Origin of the sequence: Bradyrhizobium sp. CCBAU 25338 (assembly GCF_028128965.1) — a bacterium.
GTDB classification, from domain to species: Bacteria; Pseudomonadota; Alphaproteobacteria; order Rhizobiales; family Xanthobacteraceae; genus Bradyrhizobium; species Bradyrhizobium liaoningense.
In genome coordinates this window covers 248887-266928 of the sequence record NZ_LFKY01000036.1, presented here as the reverse complement: position 1 = coordinate 266928, position 18042 = coordinate 248887, and the positions used below count along the sequence as shown (strand labels likewise).

At 63.2% G+C, this 18042-nt stretch carries 16 protein-coding genes and 1 pseudogene; 11 read left to right on the top strand and 6 right to left on the bottom strand.

What is annotated here, in order from left to right:
- Positions 1 to 347 precede the first annotated feature (347 nt).
- The 6 genes and pseudogenes from ACM42_RS17900 (at position 348) to ACM42_RS17880 (ending at position 7067) form a co-directional block, all read left to right on the top strand.
- The gene (locus ACM42_RS17900) at positions 348 to 1514 is read left to right on the top strand and encodes an efflux RND transporter periplasmic adaptor subunit (RefSeq protein WP_271529183.1); all 1167 of its coding nucleotides are present in this window, start codon (positions 348 to 350) and stop codon (positions 1512 to 1514) included.
- Between the two features lie 18 nt (positions 1515 to 1532).
- Positions 1533 to 4655 carry a multidrug efflux RND transporter permease subunit gene (locus ACM42_RS17895; protein WP_271529182.1) on the top strand — a complete coding sequence of 1041 codons (3123 nt, stop codon included), beginning with the start codon at positions 1533 to 1535 and terminating at the stop codon, positions 4653 to 4655.
- A complete protein-coding gene (locus tag ACM42_RS17890) occupies positions 4652 to 6202 on the top strand; it encodes an efflux transporter outer membrane subunit (RefSeq protein ID WP_271529181.1) in 1551 nt (516 codons plus the stop codon). Before ACM42_RS17895 ends, ACM42_RS17890 begins: the two co-directional genes overlap by 4 nt.
- 147 nt (positions 6203 to 6349) lie before the next feature.
- Complete coding sequence (locus ACM42_RS17885; RefSeq protein ID WP_271529180.1) at positions 6350 to 6634, top strand: autoinducer binding domain-containing protein; 285 nt, start codon at positions 6350 to 6352, stop codon at positions 6632 to 6634.
- A pseudogene (locus ACM42_RS38710) lies at positions 6573 to 6713 on the top strand (autoinducer binding domain-containing protein); the annotation flags it as partial. The gene ACM42_RS17885 and the pseudogene ACM42_RS38710, both read left to right, overlap by 62 nt.
- Before the next feature lie 3 nt (positions 6714 to 6716).
- Positions 6717 to 7067, top strand: coding sequence for a LuxR C-terminal-related transcriptional regulator (locus tag ACM42_RS17880; protein WP_271529179.1), 351 nt, complete (start codon positions 6717 to 6719; stop codon positions 7065 to 7067).
- A 73-nt stretch (positions 7068 to 7140) separates the two neighbouring features.
- Here the strand turns inward: ACM42_RS17880 and ACM42_RS17875 are convergent, their stop codons facing one another.
- On the bottom strand, positions 7141 to 7296 hold the full coding sequence (locus ACM42_RS17875) for a hypothetical protein (RefSeq protein WP_271529178.1): 156 nt from the start codon (positions 7294 to 7296) through the stop codon (positions 7141 to 7143).
- A gap of 83 nt (positions 7297 to 7379) precedes the next feature.
- Here ACM42_RS17875 and ACM42_RS17870 point away from each other — a divergent pair, with 83 nt between their 5' ends.
- Together ACM42_RS17870 and dusA are read left to right on the top strand one after the other, a co-directional pair.
- Positions 7380 to 7838, top strand: a complete 459-nt coding sequence (locus tag ACM42_RS17870) for an acyl-homoserine-lactone synthase (protein WP_271529177.1) — start codon at positions 7380 to 7382, stop codon at positions 7836 to 7838.
- An 822-nt stretch (positions 7839 to 8660) separates the two neighbouring features.
- A complete protein-coding gene (gene dusA / locus ACM42_RS17865) occupies positions 8661 to 9653 on the top strand; it encodes a tRNA dihydrouridine(20/20a) synthase DusA (RefSeq protein ID WP_271529176.1) in 993 nt (330 codons plus the stop codon).
- A gap of 5 nt (positions 9654 to 9658) precedes the next feature.
- Here dusA and ACM42_RS17860 read toward each other — a convergent pair whose 3' ends face one another.
- The 5 genes from ACM42_RS17860 to ACM42_RS17840 all read right to left on the bottom strand — a co-directional run bounded on the left by ACM42_RS17860 (position 9659) and on the right by ACM42_RS17840 (position 14749).
- Positions 9659 to 10213 (bottom strand): TIGR02281 family clan AA aspartic protease, encoded by a 555-nt coding sequence (locus ACM42_RS17860; protein WP_271529175.1) that lies wholly within the window; start codon positions 10211 to 10213, stop codon positions 9659 to 9661.
- A gap of 28 nt (positions 10214 to 10241) precedes the next feature.
- Positions 10242 to 10445 carry a DUF1289 domain-containing protein gene (locus tag ACM42_RS17855; protein WP_027571622.1) on the bottom strand — a complete coding sequence of 68 codons (204 nt, stop codon included), beginning with the start codon at positions 10443 to 10445 and terminating at the stop codon, positions 10242 to 10244.
- Between the two features lie 44 nt (positions 10446 to 10489).
- Positions 10490 to 12085: a sensor histidine kinase gene (locus tag ACM42_RS17850; RefSeq protein ID WP_271529174.1), complete on the bottom strand. Its 1596-nt coding sequence runs from the start codon at positions 12083 to 12085 to the stop codon at positions 10490 to 10492.
- A gap of 160 nt (positions 12086 to 12245) precedes the next feature.
- Positions 12246 to 13637 carry a sodium:proton antiporter gene (locus tag ACM42_RS17845; protein WP_271529277.1) on the bottom strand — a complete coding sequence of 464 codons (1392 nt, stop codon included), beginning with the start codon at positions 13635 to 13637 and terminating at the stop codon, positions 12246 to 12248.
- A gap of 239 nt (positions 13638 to 13876) precedes the next feature.
- A complete protein-coding gene (locus tag ACM42_RS17840) occupies positions 13877 to 14749 on the bottom strand; it encodes an NAD(P)-dependent oxidoreductase (RefSeq protein ID WP_271529173.1) in 873 nt (290 codons plus the stop codon).
- A 184-nt stretch (positions 14750 to 14933) separates the two neighbouring features.
- On the opposite strand from ACM42_RS17840, the gene ACM42_RS17835 reads away from it, so the two are divergent.
- From ACM42_RS17835 to ACM42_RS17825, 3 genes are all read left to right on the top strand, one after another.
- Entirely contained in the window at positions 14934 to 15371 is a 438-nt protein-coding gene (locus tag ACM42_RS17835; protein WP_028179674.1) for a VOC family protein, read from the top strand.
- 108 nt (positions 15372 to 15479) lie between these two features.
- Entirely contained in the window at positions 15480 to 16616 is a 1137-nt protein-coding gene (locus tag ACM42_RS17830; RefSeq protein WP_271529172.1) for an Mrp/NBP35 family ATP-binding protein, read from the top strand.
- 204 nt (positions 16617 to 16820) lie between these two features.
- Positions 16821 to 17909: a TRAP transporter substrate-binding protein gene (locus ACM42_RS17825; protein WP_271529171.1), complete on the top strand. Its 1089-nt coding sequence runs from the start codon at positions 16821 to 16823 to the stop codon at positions 17907 to 17909.
- The last annotated feature ends 133 nt before the right edge of the window (positions 17910 to 18042 follow it).

Below are 18042 nucleotides of genomic sequence, written 5' to 3'. Positions count from 1 at the left end.
CAGCACCGCACCACCAGAACGACGTTGCCTTCATAGCGTTATCTCCGCAGTGTCGGACCTCGATGGGAAGTCGATAGACGTACATCGACGGAGAGACTCCGCGACCGGGATGACGACTCTCGGCTGCTGAAGGGCCGAGCGTCCGCCGTCGCGCGCGTCTTATTCCTGCTTCCGGCCGATTGCGGCGAGGAGCAGACCTCAAATACGCGAACGAAGCTCTATTGGTCGCCAAAGAAAACGTTCCACAAAATCTCCATACGATCTCGATGCTGCGCCAACAGTCGCGGGGCACCCCGTCGGCAACGAGGCAGAGCGCTGGCCGCGCTTCTGCCGCTTTGGAATCATGCATGGCACGTCAGTTCGGTACTTTCCAGATCCTGTTCTTACTTCTGACCGCACTGTGTCTGGTCGGTTGCGGCCAGGATAAACCTGACGGGGCGGCGGCGCCGGTTGGAGCACCGCCAGCCCTGGTCACGGTATTGTCGGTCAAACCCGAAACAGTGACCCTCGTCGACGAGTTGCCGGGTAGGGTTGCGGCTTTCCGAACCGCGGAGATCAGGCCGCAGGTTGGCGGGATCCTCGAAGAGCGCCTGTTCGATCAGGGCTCCGAGGTCAAGGCCGGCCAAGCCCTGTTCCAGATCAATTCCGATGTGTTCAAGGCAGACGTCGGCAGTGCGGCCGCCGCGCTCCAACGGGTCGAGGCGGGTCTTGTCCGCTCGCAAGGCAAGTTCGACCGCGCGAAGCAACTGGTGACGAGCAATGCGATCAGCCGCGAGGCCTATGACGACGCCGCGGCGGACGTCGCTCAGGCGAAGGCAAATGTTGCAGAAGCCCGGGCAACGCTCCAACGCAAGCAGCTTGATCTTGCGTTTGCAACGGTTCGCGCGCCGATCGCGGGACGGACCGGGCAGGCCCTGGTGAGCGAAGGTGCGCTCGCATCGGTTTCCTCTACAAGCGCTCTGGCGACTATCCAGCAGATCGATCAAGTCTATGTCGATGTACGTCGACCTGCCAGCCAGATCGACGTGATCCGGGAGGCCGCCCAATCGGGGCAACTCGATGATGCCTCCAAGGTGCCGGTTGCGATTTTCGCCGCTAACGGCGAGGCGTATCCGGTCAAAGGACGCGCCTTGTTCTCCGATATCAGCGTCGATCCCGGCACGGGTAACGTCACGGTCCGCGTAGAGGTCCAAAATCCGGATCGCATTCTGCTTCCCGGCATGTACGTCCGAGCCCGAATGCCGCGCGGCGTGAGGCACAACGCGTTGCTGGTGCCCCAGGAGGCCGTCGTCCGTGACGCTGACGGAAAGCCGCAACTCGTTATCGTCGACGATAGCAAGCGGGTCGCGCGGCGCGCGGTCGCGCTCGGCGAGATCGTGGACCGCCGTTACATCGTGACGTCAGGTCTGCAAGCAGGCGAGACTGTCGTCGTGCAGGGCCAGGAGCGCGCGAAGAACGGCGCAGTGGTCGAGACTGCCCCCTTCGGCGCGGCCGCCGCCGCAGTGACCGACTGAGAGTGCAGCGACAGCACGATGTCTCAGTTCTTCATCGATCGCCCCGTGTTCGCCTGGGTCATCGCGATCTTCATCGCGCTGGTCGGCGCAATCGCCATTACGCAGCTCCCGGTGTCGCGCTTTCCGGCCATCGCGCCTCCCAGTGTTAGCATCTATGCGACCTATACCGGGGCGACGCCGCAGACGATCAACGACAGCGTCGTCACACTGATCGAAAGGGAACTGTCGAGCGTCAAGAACCTGCTGTATTTCGAATCGACCGTCGATACATCCGGCAGCGCGAGCATCACCGCGACGTTCAAGCCGGGCACCGCGGCCGATCTAGCCCAGGTTGACGTCCAGAACCGTCTGAAGGCTATTGAACCGCGGCTTCCCGAGGCGGTCCGGCGCATGGGCGTCACCGTCGAATCGGCGGCCTCGGACTTTCTGATGATCGTCACGCTCAACTCGCCCGATGGCGCCTATGACGAACTGGCGCTCGGCGACTACATGACACGCAATATCGTGCAGGAGCTGAAGCGCGTGGAAGGCGTCGGCCGCGTCCAGACCTTCGGTTCGGAACGAGCGATGCGGATTTGGGTCGATCCCGCCAAGCTGGTGTCCTACTCGCTGTCGCTGTCCCAAATCACGGGTGCGATCCAGGCGCAGAACGCCCAGATCGCGCCGGGCCGGGTGGGCGCCGAGCCTACGGTCCCCGGACAGAAAGTCAGTATTCCGCTCACTGTGCAGGGCCAGTTGCAGACGCCCGAGGAGTTCAGGGCGATTGTTCTGCGCGCCGAAAGCGACGGCTCCAAGCTGGTACTGGGCGACGTGGCCCGCGTCGAACTCGGCGCGCAGAGCACAGGCTTTTCGACCCTTGAAAATGGCAAGCCGGCGACGGCTGCCGGGATCCAGCTGGCGCCAGGCGCCAATGCCGTGCGCGCCGCCGCGGCCGTCTATGCGCGCCTTGCCGAACTCGCGCCGGCCATGCCGGAGAGGATGGGCTATGCCATCGCCTTCGACACAGCCCCTTTTGTGAAGATATCGATCGAGAAGGTCGTCCACACCCTGATCGAGGCCATGGTGCTCGTCTTCCTGGTGATGCTCCTGTTTCTCCAGAGCATTCGATACACGCTGATCCCGGCCATCGTCGCGCCGGTCGCGCTGCTCGGCACCTTCTCGGTCATGTGGGCGACTGGATATTCGATCAACGTGCTGACGATGTTCGGCATCGTTCTCGCGATCGGTATCATCGTCGACGACGCGATCGTGGTGGTCGAGAATGTCGAACGGATCATGGCCGCCGAGGGCCTTCCGCCCAAGGAAGCCACCCAGAAGGCCATGAAGGAGATCACTGGGGCAATCATCGGGATCACTCTCGTTCTGACCGCCGTGTTCATTCCCATGGGACTCGCGAGCGGCTCGGTCGGCGCGATCTATCGGCAGTTCACGCTGTCGATGGCGGTGTCGATCCTGTTCTCGGCATTCTTGGCGCTCACGCTGACTCCCGCGCTATGCGCCACGTTGCTTAAGCCGATCGGCGCCGGCCATCACGAGAGGAACGGCTTCCTTGGTTGGTTCAACCGGACTTTCAACCGGATGACGGAAGGCTATGCCGGCTGGGTCGCGGCGTTGGTACGCAGGACGGGGCGCATGACGGCTCTCTATGCCGTCATCGTCGCCGCGCTCGCCTATAGTTACATGCGGTTGCCATCGTCGTTCGTTCCGGCCGAGGATCAGGGCAACTTCATGACGAGCTTCACGCTGCCGGCCGACGCGACGGCCGAACGAACCCTCGATATCGTCAAGCAATACGATGCCTACGTCGCGACGCGGGCGGCCGTTGCGGGCAACACGTCCATCATCGGCTTTGGCTTCTCCGGCTCCGGATCGAACGCGGCGATGTCGTTCACGAGCCTCAAGGATTGGAGCGAACGGGATGCGACCGTCGGCGACGAGGTCGCCGCCGCCACCGCGGCGATGGCCAAGGTGCCCGAGGGTACGGTCATGAGCATGAAACCGCCGGCGATCGAGTCTCTGGGCACCACCAACGGGTTCGCGCTGCGCCTTGAAGACCGCGCCAATCGCGACCACCCCGCATTGATGGCGGCTCAAGCCAAACTGCTGGAGCTTGCAGCGCAAAGCAGGCTCGTCAGCGGGGTCTATCCTGAAGGTCTGCCGAACGGACCGAGCGTGAATCTGAAGATCGACCGCCAGAAGGCCGAAGCCCTCGGCGTGCCTTTCAACATGATCAGCGACACGCTGACCGCGGCCATGGGGTCGACCTACGTGAGCGACTTTCCGAATGCCGGACGACTGCAGCAAGTGATCGTTCAGGCGGACGCGCCGAACCGCATGCAGATCGACGACGTTCTGAAGCTCTACCTCCGGAACAATGCTGGCGGCATGGTGTCCTTGTCGGAGGTGGTCACACCCGTGTGGGGCGAGGAACCGCTTCAACTCGTGCGGTACAACGGCTATCCGACAGCGCGTATTTCCGGCAACGCCGCGCCAGGCGTCTCCAGCGGCGACGCCATGGCGGAGATGGAGCGGCTGGCCGCAAAGCTTCCGGCCGGCTTCGTGGTCGAATGGACCGGGCAGTCGCTGCAGGAGAAAGACTCCACTTCGCAGGCCCCGATCCTGCTCGCGCTGTCGATGCTGGTTGTGTTCCTGGTCTTGGCGGCTCTTTATGAAAGCTGGTCGATCCCGCTTTCGGTCATGCTTGTCGTGCCTCTCGGCGTTCTCGGCGCCGTCCTCGCTGTCCAGATTCGCGGGCTTGAAAACGATGTGTTCTTCAAGGTCGGGCTGATCACCATCATCGGACTCTCGGCCAAGAACGCGATCCTCATCGTCGAGTTCGCCAGGAGCTTGCGCGCGCAGGGGCGCGGACTCGGGGACGCCGTCGTCGAGGCTGCCCGGCTCCGCTTGCGACCGATTCTGATGACTTCGCTTGCCTTCGCCCTCGGCGTCGTCCCGCTGATGCTGGCCCGGGGAGCCAGCGCCGAGACCCAGCATGCGATCGGAACCGGCGTGTTCGGCGGCATGATCTCCGCCACTGTCCTCGCGGTCCTGTTCGTGCCTGTCTTCTACGTCGCCGTGATGAAACAGTTCGGCTCGCGCGAACGGAAGGCCGTGGCTGCCTCGAACGAGGCGATCGGATGAGACAGGTGAGAGATGCATTTGCGAACTTGCAGGGGCGGCTCCACGTCAAGAAGCTACCAACGGTAGGCGGCGCGTTCGCCGCGATTGCTCTCGCCCTTGCGGTCAGCGCCTGTGCCGTCGGGCCGGATTACATGCCCCCATTGGTGGCTATTCCTTCCAAATGGAGCTCAGCCGACCGATCGAAGTCGACGGAAGCGCCTGTTCTGGCGCGCTGGTGGATGCGTCTGAACGATCCGTTGCTGAATACGCTGATCGATCAGGCGGTGTTGGACAACCGCGATGTCGCGACCGCAAAAGCACGTGTTCGCGAGGCCCGTGCGAGTTATCGACAAAGCGCCGGAGCCCTGTTCCCGACGGTTAGAGGGACCGAATCGGTGACGCATCAGAAAAACGGCCCCAGTTTGGCGAGCGAAAGCGTCCCCGCAAGCATCCCGGCCTTTATCCAATATCAAGCCGGCTTCGATGCGAGCTGGGAGATCGATGTCTTCGGCAAGAACCAGCGCGGGGCAGAGGTGGCCGGCTATGGCGTGGAGGCCGCAGACGAGCAGCTTCGTGTTACGCTGTTGACGCTCATCGGCGACGTCGCTTCTAACTACGCGATGGCGCGGGGATACCAGGCCCGGCTTGCGTTGGCGCGCCGGACGGCAGCCGCGCAGCGCGAAACCGCGGAACTCACCGGCACGAGATTCGAGGCCGGGGGTGCGTCGGCCATCGATCTTGCCAACGCCAAGGCGCAGACGAGCACGACGGAGGCGGCCATTCCGACTCTTGAGGCCTCTTATGCGGGCACCGTGCATCGGTTGAGCGTGCTGATCGGTCATGCGCCGGGAAGCTTGACGGAGCTGATGAGACGCAACTTTCCCATTCCGAGGCCGCGCCTTCCGATGCCGGTCGGTATCCCGGCCGACATCCTGATGTCGCGGCCCGACATACGGCAGGCGGAACGCCTATTCGCGCAGGCCACAGCAAGGATCGGCCAAGCTGAAGCGGCGCGCTACCCAACGATAAGCCTCACCGGGAACATCTCCACTACGGGGTTGAAGGTCGGAGATCTCGGGAAGAATTCCTCGATCGGCTGGTCCGTCGGCCCGACTCTCAGTGTTCCCATCTTCAACGGCGGCCAATTGCAGGCGACGGTCGAAGTCGGGCAGGCGCAGCGGGACCAGAGCCTTACGCAATATCAGGCGGCGGTTCTCAAGGGGCTCGAAGAGGTCGAGAACACGATTGTTGCTTTGGCCCAGGAGCAAATCCGACTTGGAAAACTTTCGGTCTCCGTCGAATCCTATCGGCAGGCGGCGACGCTCTCGCGCGCGCTATACCGGAACGGATCGACCAGCTTTTTCACCGTGCTCGATGCCGAGCGTTCTCTCTATTCTGCCGAGGATGCACTGGTTCAGAGCCGGATCGCGCTGGCGACCGACTATATCGCATTGAACAAGGCGCTCGGGGGCGGGTGGGACGGTCTTGTCGACGTGTCGAAGCCCGAGGTTCTCGACACGAATATGGGGCCTCGTCCGAGCTCTGCCATCCTCGGTCGCTTCATGTAATCTACGGAGATTCCGTAAATGAAGCCCGTGGCTGCGTCGATCGCAACGAGATCCCGATAGCATGGCCCCGCGTGATCGGCTGGCACGCGGTGACGCCTCAACGCGGGGCCAGGCCGTTTCCAGAACGATCCACACTGAACGAGTCCCATGGAGAGCACGTTTCAAGAGTTTGTTGACGCAATCCAGACAGCTGACGATGCAAGCGCCTTCGAACGCATCGCGGCGCGGCTGACGCAGAAACTAGGCTTCGAGCGCTTTGCTTATTTGCGGCTGGACGGCGAAGCGCCGCTGTTGATCTCGTCCTACCCGAGATCATGGACAAACCGTTACTTTCAACTTGGCTACCAGCAGCTCGATCCCGTGGTCCTTCGTGCCCGGGCCGAGCGGGATTTGTTCTGTTGGGGCGGGGCGCGTCGCTGCCGCAAACCGTGAGCAACGCCGGTTTTTCGACGAGGCAACAACATTCGGGATCCGGTCTGGAATTACCGTCCCGATCAGAGGCGGATTCGGGCGCATGGCCGCGTTCACGTTGGCGACCAGCCGGCGCCAAACCGAGTTCGATCAACTCGATGACATCTGGAAAGACGTTGTTCACCAGGTAGGCCTGTACTTCCACGTCCACGTCGATACCAGGCTTGAACCCACGCTCACCTCGCGGCGGCGCGTCGAGGGCGAGCTCACCCAGCGCGAGCGTCAGTGCCTGGCATGGACGGCGCAAGGAAAGACGGTCGCCGACATTGCGGTTCTTGTCGGAATCCGCGAGCGGACGGTGGTCTTTCATCTCGAGAACGCCCGCCGCAAGCTCGGTGCGGTGTCGATCGCGCAACGTGTCGCGATAGCCTTGCGACGCGGTCTGTTGAGCTGACCATCTGCTCGAATTCTCAAGCCGCATAACGAACGTGCTTGTTATCTTGTGCGCGGCGAGCTTGTGCGCCTTTTCAGCAAAATGGTCCAGCGTGGTCCGGCCAAGCCGCGATCACTTGTAAAATTTTGCAGGCGCTCACGCCGGCGATTTCTGCTGTCAAGGCTTCCTGAACCATAGGGAGGTCGGCATGCACGCCATCGTGCTTCAAACGTCTCAACTGGGTCGCCATCTGGACTATCTGACATCGATGTATCGGCTCCGTCGCCGTGTCTTCAAGGACCGCTTGATTGGAGCGTATCGGTCTCGGGGGATATGGAGATCGACATCTATGACGCGCTCGGTCCGACCTATCTTCTTGCGATCTCAGATGACAAGGAGGTGATGGGCTGTGTCAGGCTTCTACCGACCACCGGTCCGAACATGCTGGCCGACACCTTTGCCAATTTGCTCGGTGGCAGGGCGGCGCCGCGGGATGACGGCATTCTTGAAAGTTCGAGGTTCTGCGTCGATACCGAGCGGGCCGCCGCGCCCGGACAACATGGTCTGAATCGCGCAACATTCGTATTGTTTGCCGCGATGATTGAAACGATGCGGGAAAGGGGAGCGCGAGCGATCGTGACTGTTACCGATGCCAGGATGGAACGCATCCTGAGACGAGCCGGCTGGCCCTTGGAGCGGCTGTGCGCACCGCAGCCGCTCGGGCAGACGATCGCGCTTGCAGGGTTTCTCCACGATTTTCCGTCCTTATTCCTCGGATCCTTTCTGTCTTGAATGACCACCAGTCGCTTTTTCATGTCGACCAGCGACCACTCGGGTTTGCAGATCTCTTCTTGGCGCAAAGTCGTCGCCACGGCGTATCTGACGATCCGTCCCATCGGAATGAATTGCCGACGGTTCGTCTCAAAGTATTCAATGAGTTCGTCGAGCTCGTCTTGTGTGGGCCGTCGGTCGCGCTCTTTGCTCTTTCCAACCAAATTGAGGTGACTTAACGCGACGCGTGCGAGGCGGGCTTCTTCGGCCGAAACTTCGACGCCGTGCACAGCGGCGGCGTGCGTTATGATTGTCCGGATGAAAGACAAATCGATCGCCAACGTCGCGGGACCAGCGCCTTGCTTGGCGCGCTTTCTTCCGAACTCGATCAGCCGCTCTCGATTGAGCGCGGGCAGCTTCACACTGCCAAGTTCGGTCTTGAGCGACGCCATCACGGCAGCTTTTGACCGGCGAGGGGGTCTTCCAACCTCCCGCATGTCTTCGTCATGCAGGTCAATCAGATCGCCAAACGTGCGAACGTTCCGGACCACGCGTGGCTTGGACGATCCGTTGCGGTCGATATTGCGCTCCATCTCGAGCGCCCATTCTTCTCCGTCCTTGCGTCGTCGGAATGTCTCGGCCACATAACGGGTCTTGCGGCGGACTTGGACGCGCCAGTTTCCAGATGCCAATTGAGTGAAGGTCGCCACGCGTGTGCACTCCAGCTTTCGTGTGCACTATGTGTGCACCGAGAGGTCAAAACGGGTACAAACGTGTGCAATTTCGTCTAGTTTGGAGTGCACACGTTCGTGCTTCATCCCATTGAGAGTGTAGGTTAAATAATTGAAATCACAAGACTATCGCTTTTCTGTGGCGCCCATGATGGATTGGACGGACCGGCATTGCCGGGTGTTCCATCGTCATCTGACGCGGCGGGCGCTGCTGTATACGGAGATGCTCACCACCGGCGCCGTCATTCATGGCGATCGGCAACGGCTGCTCGGGTTCGATCGTTGCGAGCATCCGGTGGCGCTTCAACTCGGCGGCTCAGATCCGCGCGAACTGGCCGAGGCTGCGCGGATCGGCGAGGCGTTCGGCTATGACGAGATCAACCTCAATGTCGGGTGTCCGTCCGATCGCGTAAAGGATGGCCGCTTCGGCGCCTGCCTCATGGCAGAGCCGGATCTGGTGGCGAGGTGCGTCGACGCGATGAAACGCACCGTCGCGATTCCCGTCACCGTGAAGTGTCGCATCGGCATCGACGAGCAGGATCCGGAGGTCGCGCTCGATGCGCTTGCACATGCGGTGGTCGCCTCCGGCTGCGACGCGCTGATCGTGCATGCACGCAAGGCTTGGCTCAACGGGTTGTCCCCGAAGGAGAATCGCGACGTTCCCCCGCTCGACTATGACCGCGTCTATCGGCTCAAGCGCGCAATGCCTGGTGTGACTGTCATCATCAACGGCGGCATTCGCGGTATCGAAGACGCGAAAGCACATCTCGAACATGTCGACGGCGTGATGCTCGGCCGCGCCGCCTATCAGGAACCGTGGCGGCTCCTGTCCGTGGATCGGGAGATCTTCGGCGAAGCGGCGCCGCATGCGACCATGCAGGATGCGCTCGAGGCGATGATGCCCTGCATCGAGCAGCAGCTCGCGCGCGGAACGCGACTGCACGCGATCACGCGGCATTTCGTCGGCGCATTCCATGCCGTGCCGGGCGCGCGGGCCTTCCGCCGTCATCTGGCCGAGCAAGGGGTGAAGCCGGGCGCTGGTCTCGAGGTGTTGCGCGATGCGATCGCGCGCGTCGCTGCGCGCGCGCCGGCGGAGGCGGCGTAAGTCAGCTAGTCGACGGCCGTGCGCGAGCGGCGATGACTGCGCTGGAGTTCCGGATAACCGGTGAGCATCAGCTTGTCAGCGCGCACGCCCCAGCTTTCAAGGCGGTCGAGGAAACTCATGCCGAGCAGATTGGTCTTCATCTGGCCGCGCTGCACGACGAGGGCCGGCACCGACTTCTCGACGAGATGGCCGACGGCGAGACGGTCGAGCGTGAGCCGCGCCGCCTTGGTGTGGCCGCCCGCGGTTTCCAGGTCGACGTCATATTCGAGCATCTCGAGCGGTAGTCCGATTGCTTTCGCGGTTTCCCAGGTCAGCACCACCGATGTCGCGCCGGTATCGATCACCATCGGCGCGGTGACACCATTGATCTTCGCACGTAGCGTGAATTCGCCGCCCTGGCCGCGCGGAACCTGTACGGCCGGTGCAGGGGAGGCGGTCTGTCCGCGGAAAATGTGCGAGACCTTGTGGCTGGCCCGCGCGATTTGGTCGGCGTCGCCATAGGCGACCACGGCACCTGCCGTGCCGGCGAGCATGACCAGAACGAGCAGGAAGCGGATCATCGCGCGCCCCCGACGGCCCGCAGGCGGATCATATGCGTTTCGGCGATCCCGCGATCGGCGCAAGTCCAGCTTCCGTCATGCGCGCCGGCAAGAGGGCCATGATCGCGAGCCGGTCCGCGCTTTCCATGGCATGCCAGCGCGCGATCTCGGGCAAGGTCCGGCCGCACCCGAAGCACAGCTTGGTCTTGGGATCGATCATGCAGACGGCGACGCACGGTGTTTCTTTGCTCATTCGGACATAGTGAGGGATCGTCGGACATCTCTGCAAGCATCTCGTTAAGAGCCTGTGCCCGCGCTCATGATCGGCTTGTGGCGCGGCCGGCGTTTCTCGTCGGGCAGGACGGAACTCTCCGGCTGGAGCGGCGGGGAATCATCCGACAGCGGGGCAAGCGCACTCATCACACGCTCCGGCGGGAAGGTGACGATCACCTCGGTACCGATGCGCAGCTTCGATTTCAGCGTGAACGTGCCGCCATGCAGGTCGATCAGGTTCTTGGCGATCGGCAGGCCGAGGCCGGCGCCCTGTTCGGCCGACTTGATCGAATTGGAGCCCTGGCCGAACGAGGCGAGCACGACCGGAATCTCGTCCTCGGGGATGCCGGAGCCGGTATCCTTCACCGAGAGATATTGTCCGCCCGAGGCGGTCCATCCCGCCTTGAGCCAGATCTCGCCGCCCTGCGGGGTGAACTTGATCGAGTTGGAGAGCAGATTGAGCACGACCTGCCGGATCGCACGCTCGTCGGCCCAGAGCCGCGGCATGGCCTGCTCGAACACTTCGTGGATGGTGATGCCGCGGCTCGAGGCACGCAGTTTCATCAAATGATGGCAGTCGGCGACGATCCCGACCAGCGACACCGCTTCCTCGTTGAGTTCGTAGCGGCCGGCTTCGATCCGCGACAGATCGAGGATCTCGTTGATGAGGTTGAGCAGGTGCACGCCGGAATTATGGATGTCGGCGGAATATTCCTTGTAGACCGGCACCGCGTGCGCGCCGAAAATCTCGCTCTTCATCACCTCGGAGAAGCCGAGGATGGCATTCAGCGGCGTGCGCAGCTCGTGGCTCATCTGCGCGAGAAAGCGCGACTTGGCGACGTTGGCGGCTTCGGCACGGTGGCGCGCCTCGTCCGAGATCGCCTTGGCCTGTTCCAGCTCGCCGATCAGCGCGTCCTTCTCTGCGCGCGCTTCCAGCGTGGCGAAGGTCGAGGAGTGGAGGCGGTGCGCCAGCAGGACGAAATAGCCTTCGGCGGCAAGCGCCAGCGCGGCCAGGATGTAGTTGTCCAGCGAACCGGTCACTGCGAAGCTCAGCGCCATCGCGACCGCGACCGGCGCCGTGGCGGCAAGGGCTGCGATCGGCAGGTTGGCAGCGAGCATGCTCGATACTGCGATCACCAGCAGCATCAAGAACATCATCAGCGTTTCCGTGACCATGTCGAGCACGGGATGGATCAGGATCGCCATCCAGCACAGGCCGTAGAGCAGGTCGAGCACGACGAAGCGCGTCCGCCACGCGCGCGTCGCCGCGGGCGAGGCGGGTTCGGTCAGGAAGCGCCGGCAACTGCGGATCATGGCGCTGTGGATGCAGAGCATGCCGACGGTCCAGGCCGCGGCCGGGACCGGCTGCATCCACAGCCCGAACAGCACGCCGGTGGCCACCACCAGCAGCATCACCACATAGGAGGCGGACAGACGCGTCTGGGCGTATTGCCGCAGCATCTCGGCGTCGAAAGCCGGCCGGGTTCCACTGGTCGACGTTAACCTGTCCCGCGCCTCGCGCACCCGCTGCGCCGCAGCCCTTCGGCTGCTCGCCGATGGCGCGCTCACCGGCTCGGCCGGCAGCTGCACAACCTCGGGCTTTTCAGCGGGGTTACTCATCAAACAACACAATTCCTGCCCACGCCGGGCGCGGGACTTCTGCGTTGTCTATCTCTGGCAAGAAATCCTTAAGAGCTGACTTAAGGAGCTAAAGAATTACGTTAACCCGGCGTTAATCCAATGCCCGGTTCCGACCTCGCTCGCGGAACCCGCAGCCCCTTCACCTGAAGAAAACGAGTGTGACCAACGCGAACACCGGCAGCAGGAGGATGGAGGTCCAGGCCATGTATCCGAAGAAGCCCGGCATTGCGACGCCGCTCGCTCGCGCGATCGCGTAAACCATGAAGTTGGGCGCGTTACCGATGTAAGAGTTTGCGCCCATGAACACCGCACCTGCGGAGATCGCGGCCAGGGTCATGGCGCCATTCGTCATCAGATGCTTGGCGTCGCCTCCAGCAAGCTCAAAGAAAACCAGATAGGTCGGCGCGTTGTCGAGAAAGGATGAAAGCAAGCCGGTCAACCAGAAATAGGCGGCATTGTTCGGCGTGCCGTCGACGTTGGTGACCATGTTCACGACGGAGGCAAACGCGCCGGATTTGCCGGCGTTGAGGATCGCAAGCACGGGAATGATGGTGATGAAGATGGCGGCGAACAGCTTGGCCACTTCGATCATGGGGCCCCAAGAGAAGCCGTTCGCGTCGTGGTCCTCCTTCGGCGTGACGGCAAGAGATGCAAACACGACGCCGATCATTACGGCATCGCGCAGAAGATTCTGCAGCTGGAGGTGCGTGCCGAGAACCTCAAATCCGCCGAGGTCGAGCTTGGCGCTCAAGAGGATCGCAGCAATGATGACTCCCATCAGAGCGAAGTTGAGGCCGCCGCTGATCCGCAAGGGATTGTCCGGAGTTGGGTCCGGTTTGACGCGGCCTTCCTTGCGATAAAGATAAGTGTCGATGCAAAAGAACAGGGCGAGCAGAATCCAGGCCACGAACGTGGTCTGGGGGAACAGGTGCGTCGTCGTCCAGAAGAAGTCCACGCCGCGCAAGAACCCCAAGAACAACGGCGGATCTCCCAGGGGCGAGAGCGAGCCGCCGATATTGGACACCAGAAAGATGAAGAAGATGACGACGTGCGCGTTGTGCCGCCGGTCGTCATTGGCGCGGATGACCGGCCGGATCATGACCATCGAGGCGCCGGTCGTGCCGATGATGCTCGCAATCAGGGTGCCCAGAGCGAGCAGCAGCGTATTCAGAACCGGGGAGCCGTGAAGATTGCCGCGCACCACGATTCCGCCGGCCACGGTGAACAGAGCGAGGAGCAGCAGAATGAAGGGGATGTATTCGAGCAGCGCGGTATGGACGAGTGCCTGGATGGTTGGAAGCGGGCCGTACCAGACGGCAAGCGGCAGCACGATCAGGGCGGCCCACATCGCGGCAATCTTGCCCTGGTGGTGCTCCCAGAAGTGAGGCGCTGCGAGCGGAAATATCGCGATCGACAGCAGCATGCCGGCGAAGGGGAGCGCCCATTGCGGGCGAATGCTCGCCCCGTCGAGCGATGCGGCGAGCGCCTGCGAAGGTAATGCAGCCAGGATCAGGAGCGCGACCGGGAGCAGGCGAGCAATGAGGCGCGATCCCCGCCGGCAGGCACCACCCGCGGCGATCCCGGCGATTCCGGGTCGACGCTCCGGCGCGACGCCGGCGCAGGCAACGACGAGGATGGCGGCGATCACGCTAAGCAAGGCTCCCCCAGAAGTTTATGCTTATTTCGGTTAGCACGTTTTGAACGTCGTCGCGGCCGGGGTCGCGACGACGTGCGATGCTGCACGGCCCTGGACGAGGCCGCCACAGTGCCTCAGCGTTGCAGGCGTGCGAGCAGGCTCGACGTATCCCAGCGCTTGCCGCCCATCTTCTCGACTTCGGCGTAGAACTGGTCGACCAGCGCGGTGACAGGCAGGCTAGCGCCGTTTCGGCGGGCCTCGGCCAGCGAGATCGACAGGTCCTTGCGCATCCATTCGACCGCGAAGCCGAAATCGTACTTGCCCTCGTTCATGGTCTTGTAGCGGTTCTCCATCTGCCAGGATTGCGCAGCCCCTTTCGAGATGGTCTCGATCACTGCGGCGACGTCGAGGCCACTCTTCTTGGCGAAGTGGATACCCTCGGAGAGACCCTGCACCAGACCGGCGATGCAGATCTGGTTGACCATCTTCGTCAGCTGGCCGGAGCCAGCGGGCCCGAGCAGTTTGCACATCCGCGCATAGGCGCCTGTGATGATCGGCTCGACGCCCGAATATGCGTCCTGCGTGCCGCCGCACATCACCGTCAGCACGCCGTTCTCGGCGCCGGCCTGGCCGCCGGAGACCGGGGCGTCGACGAATTTGAAGCCAGCCTTGGTGGCGGCTGCGTCCAACTCACGCGCGACCTCGGCGGACGCGGTGGTGTGGTCGACGAAGGTCGCCCCTTTCTTCATGCCGGCGAACGCGCCGTCGGGGCCGATCGTGACCGCGCGCAGATCGTTGTCGTTGCCGACGCAGCACATCACGAAATCCTGGCCTTCGGCGGCGGCCTTCGGGGTCGGTGCGGTCTTGCCGCCGAATTTGTCCGCCCATTCCTTCGCCTTGGCCGCGGTGCGGTTGTAGACGGTGACCTCATGGCCCCCTTTTTTCACGAGGTGTCCGGCCATGGGGAAGCCCATCACGCCGAGACCGAGGAAAGCGACTTTAGCCATCTGTGGTACCTTGTCCGTAGTTTGGGTTTTACGGTTCTTGCCAAGCGAGGGGCGCCTGGGTTCCGCGGTGAGGGCGGATTGGAGGCGCACCATAAACCCTTGAGGCCAGAGGGCAACGGCTTCGTTTGGCGGCCCCCTGTGCTAGGATGGCGGACCCAAGGACTTCAAAAAAGGGAGCGAGAGCATGGGCGGCGTGAGCGTTGGCGTCCTCGATCATTTCAACATCCGGACCCGGAATCTGGCCGAGACCGTCCGCTTCTACGCGGACGTGCTGGGCCTGGAAAAAGGCGCACGGCCGAATTTCGCCTTCCCGGGCGCCTGGATGTACAGCGAGGGCAAACCGGTGGTGCACCTCGTCGACATTTCTGCGACCGCCGAGCCACAAAAGCCGGATTCCGGCGTCGTCCACCACGTCGCCTTCGTCAGTCGCGGCTTCGACGGCATGAAGCAGCGGCTGGCGTCCAAGGGGATGAAGTTCGAGGCCCGCCAGGTGCCCGGCGGCGATCTCTGGCAGATCTTCGTCCACGACCCCAATGGGGTCATGATCGAGCTGAATTACGAGGCCGCCAGCGAGCAGGGGGCGGCGCCCGTGGAAAAGGCTGACGATATCGGCAGGCAGTAGCCTTTTGGGCGTTTCCGCTCTAATTGGGCATCCTAAAGCCTTGAGCATGATCCTATCGGAAGACCGCTCCACACTGTTCCGGATCATGCTCCATTCAGGAGATGCGCTTTGAGCGTGACGCAGCAACAGGTTCTCGACAGTCTCGCCAGGATCAAGTCGCCCCGCGGGGTCGCGCTCACCAATGCCAATGTGCTGAGCGCGATCAGCGCGTCCGACGGCAAGGTGTTCTTCTCGATCAATGTCGATGCCGCCGAGGCAAGGGCCTGGGAATCCGTCCGGGCCGAAGCGGAGGCCGCGGTGCGCGCTATTCCAGGCGCCACCACCGTCATGGTGGCGCTGACCGCCGAGCGCAAGCCGGGCTCTGCGCCGCCGCCACCGCCGCAGCCGAGCCGCGGTACGCCCGGCGTGCAGCCGGCCCATGCCCACAAGCCGCCGCAGGGGGGCCAGTCGCCGATGGCGCGGCAATCGGAAATCCCGGGCGTTGCCGCCGTGATTGCGGTCGCCTCAGGCAAGGGGGGCGTCGGCAAGTCGACCACGGCGCTCAATCTGGCACTGGGCCTGCGCGACCTCGGCCTCAAGGTCGGGCTGCTCGATGCCGACATCTACGGCCCCTCGGTGCCGCGCCTGACGGGCCTGCGCGACAAGCCGGAGCTGAACGACGAGCGCAAGATGATTCCGCTTCGGCGTTTCGGCCTCGCCATCATGTCGATCGGTTTCCTGGTCGAGGAAGAGACCGCGATGATCTGGCGCGGTCCCATGGTGATGTCGGCGGTGACGCAGATGCTGCGCGACGTCGAATGGGGCAAGCTCGACGTGCTGGTCGTCGACATGCCGCCGGGCACCGGCGATGCCCAGCTCACGCTGGCCCAGAACGTGCCGCTCAAGGGCGCCGTGATCGTCTCGACCCCGCAGGACCTGTCCCTGATCGACGCACGGCGGGGGCTTGCCATGTTCAAGAAGGTCAACGTGCCCGTGCTCGGCATCGTCGAGAATATGAGCTACTTCCAGTGCCCGCATTGCGGGACCAAGTCGGACATTTTCGGCCACGGCGGGGCACGGCACGAGGCCGAAAAGCTCAAGGTGCCATTCCTGGGCGAGATCCCCCTGCACATGGCGATTCGTGCCACTTCGGACGCCGGTAATCCCGTCGTCGACAGCGAGCCGGACGGCCCTCATGCGGCGATCTACCGCGCCATCGCAGGGCAGGTTCGGGACCAGCTGAAGGGCGTCATCGCCGCAGCCTGAACCGGCCGGCCGCGGACCCCCCGGGACATGCGACTTTTGTAGAGCCCCGTCATGCCATTGTCGCGTTCCGTAACCGCGCGGTCCGTGTTAAAGGCGCACGGCAGTCAAGCCCCTTCGGTTCGACGCGACATCGACGCGTCGCCGGAATGAGCGGCGGCATAAGAGAAGTCAAGGGGAAACGCCCCAGCAAGGAGAGACCTGAATATGAAGCGTCGTGATTTTCTGAAAGTGTCGGCAGCAGGCGCGGCGGCGACCGCAGTGGCCTCGCCGGCGATCGCGCAGTCCTCGCCCGAGGTGAAGTGGCGCCTGACTTCGAGCTTCCCGAAGTCGCTCGACACCATCTATGGCGGCGCCGAGCAGGTGGCGAAGTACGTCGCCGAGATGACTGACAACAAGTTCCAGATCCAGGTGTTCGCCGCCGGCGAAATCGTCCCCGGCCTCCAGGCGCTCGACGCGACCTCGAACGGCACGGTCGACATGTGCCACACCGTCTCCTACTACTACGTCGGCAAGGACCCGACCTTTGCGATCTTCGCCTCGGTGCCGTTCGGCCTCAATGCGCGCCAGCAGAATTCGTGGCTCTATCAGGGCGGCGGCAACGAGCTCGCCAACGAGTTCTTCAAGAAGTCGAACGTGATCGGCTTCCCCTGCGGCAACACCGGTACCCAGATGGGCGGCTGGTTCCGCAAGGAGATCAAGACCGTTGCCGACCTCTCCGGCCTCAAGATGCGCATCGGCGGCATCGCCGGCCAGGTGCTTCAGAAGGTCGGCGTGGTGCCGCAGCAGCTCGCCGGCGGCGACATTTATCCGGCGCTGGAGAAGGGCACCATCGACGCGGCCGAGTGGGTCGGCCCCTACGATGACGAGAAGCTCGGCTTCGCCAAGGTCGCCAAGTACTACTATTATCCGGGCTTCTGGGAGGGCGGTCCGACCGTCCATGCCTTCGCCAACCTGGAAAAGTTCAATGCGCTGCCGAAGAACTACCAGGCGATCCTCACCAACGCGACGGCCAACGCCAACACCTGGATGGCTGCGCGTTACGACATGCAGAACCCGGCCGCGCTGAAGCGCCTGGTCGCCGGCGGCACCCAGCTTCGCCCGTTCACCAACGAAGTGCTGGAAGCCTGCCTCAAGTCCACCAACGAGCTGTGGGCTGAGATCTCGGCCAAGAACGCCGACTTCAAGAAGTCGATCGATGCCATGCAGGCCTACCGCTCCGACGAATATCTGTGGTGGCAGGTCGCCGAATATACCTACGACAGCTTCATGATCCGCTCGCGCACACGCGGCTGATCTGCGGCTTAAGTCGCAGGACCAAATCGCCCGGCCTCGCTCGCGAGGCCGGGCTTTTTCTTTGCCGCAGTGCGATCGGGATGGAATTCGGCCGCGGCTTGCGCCATGCTGGCGGCAAGCCTCGACAAGAAGG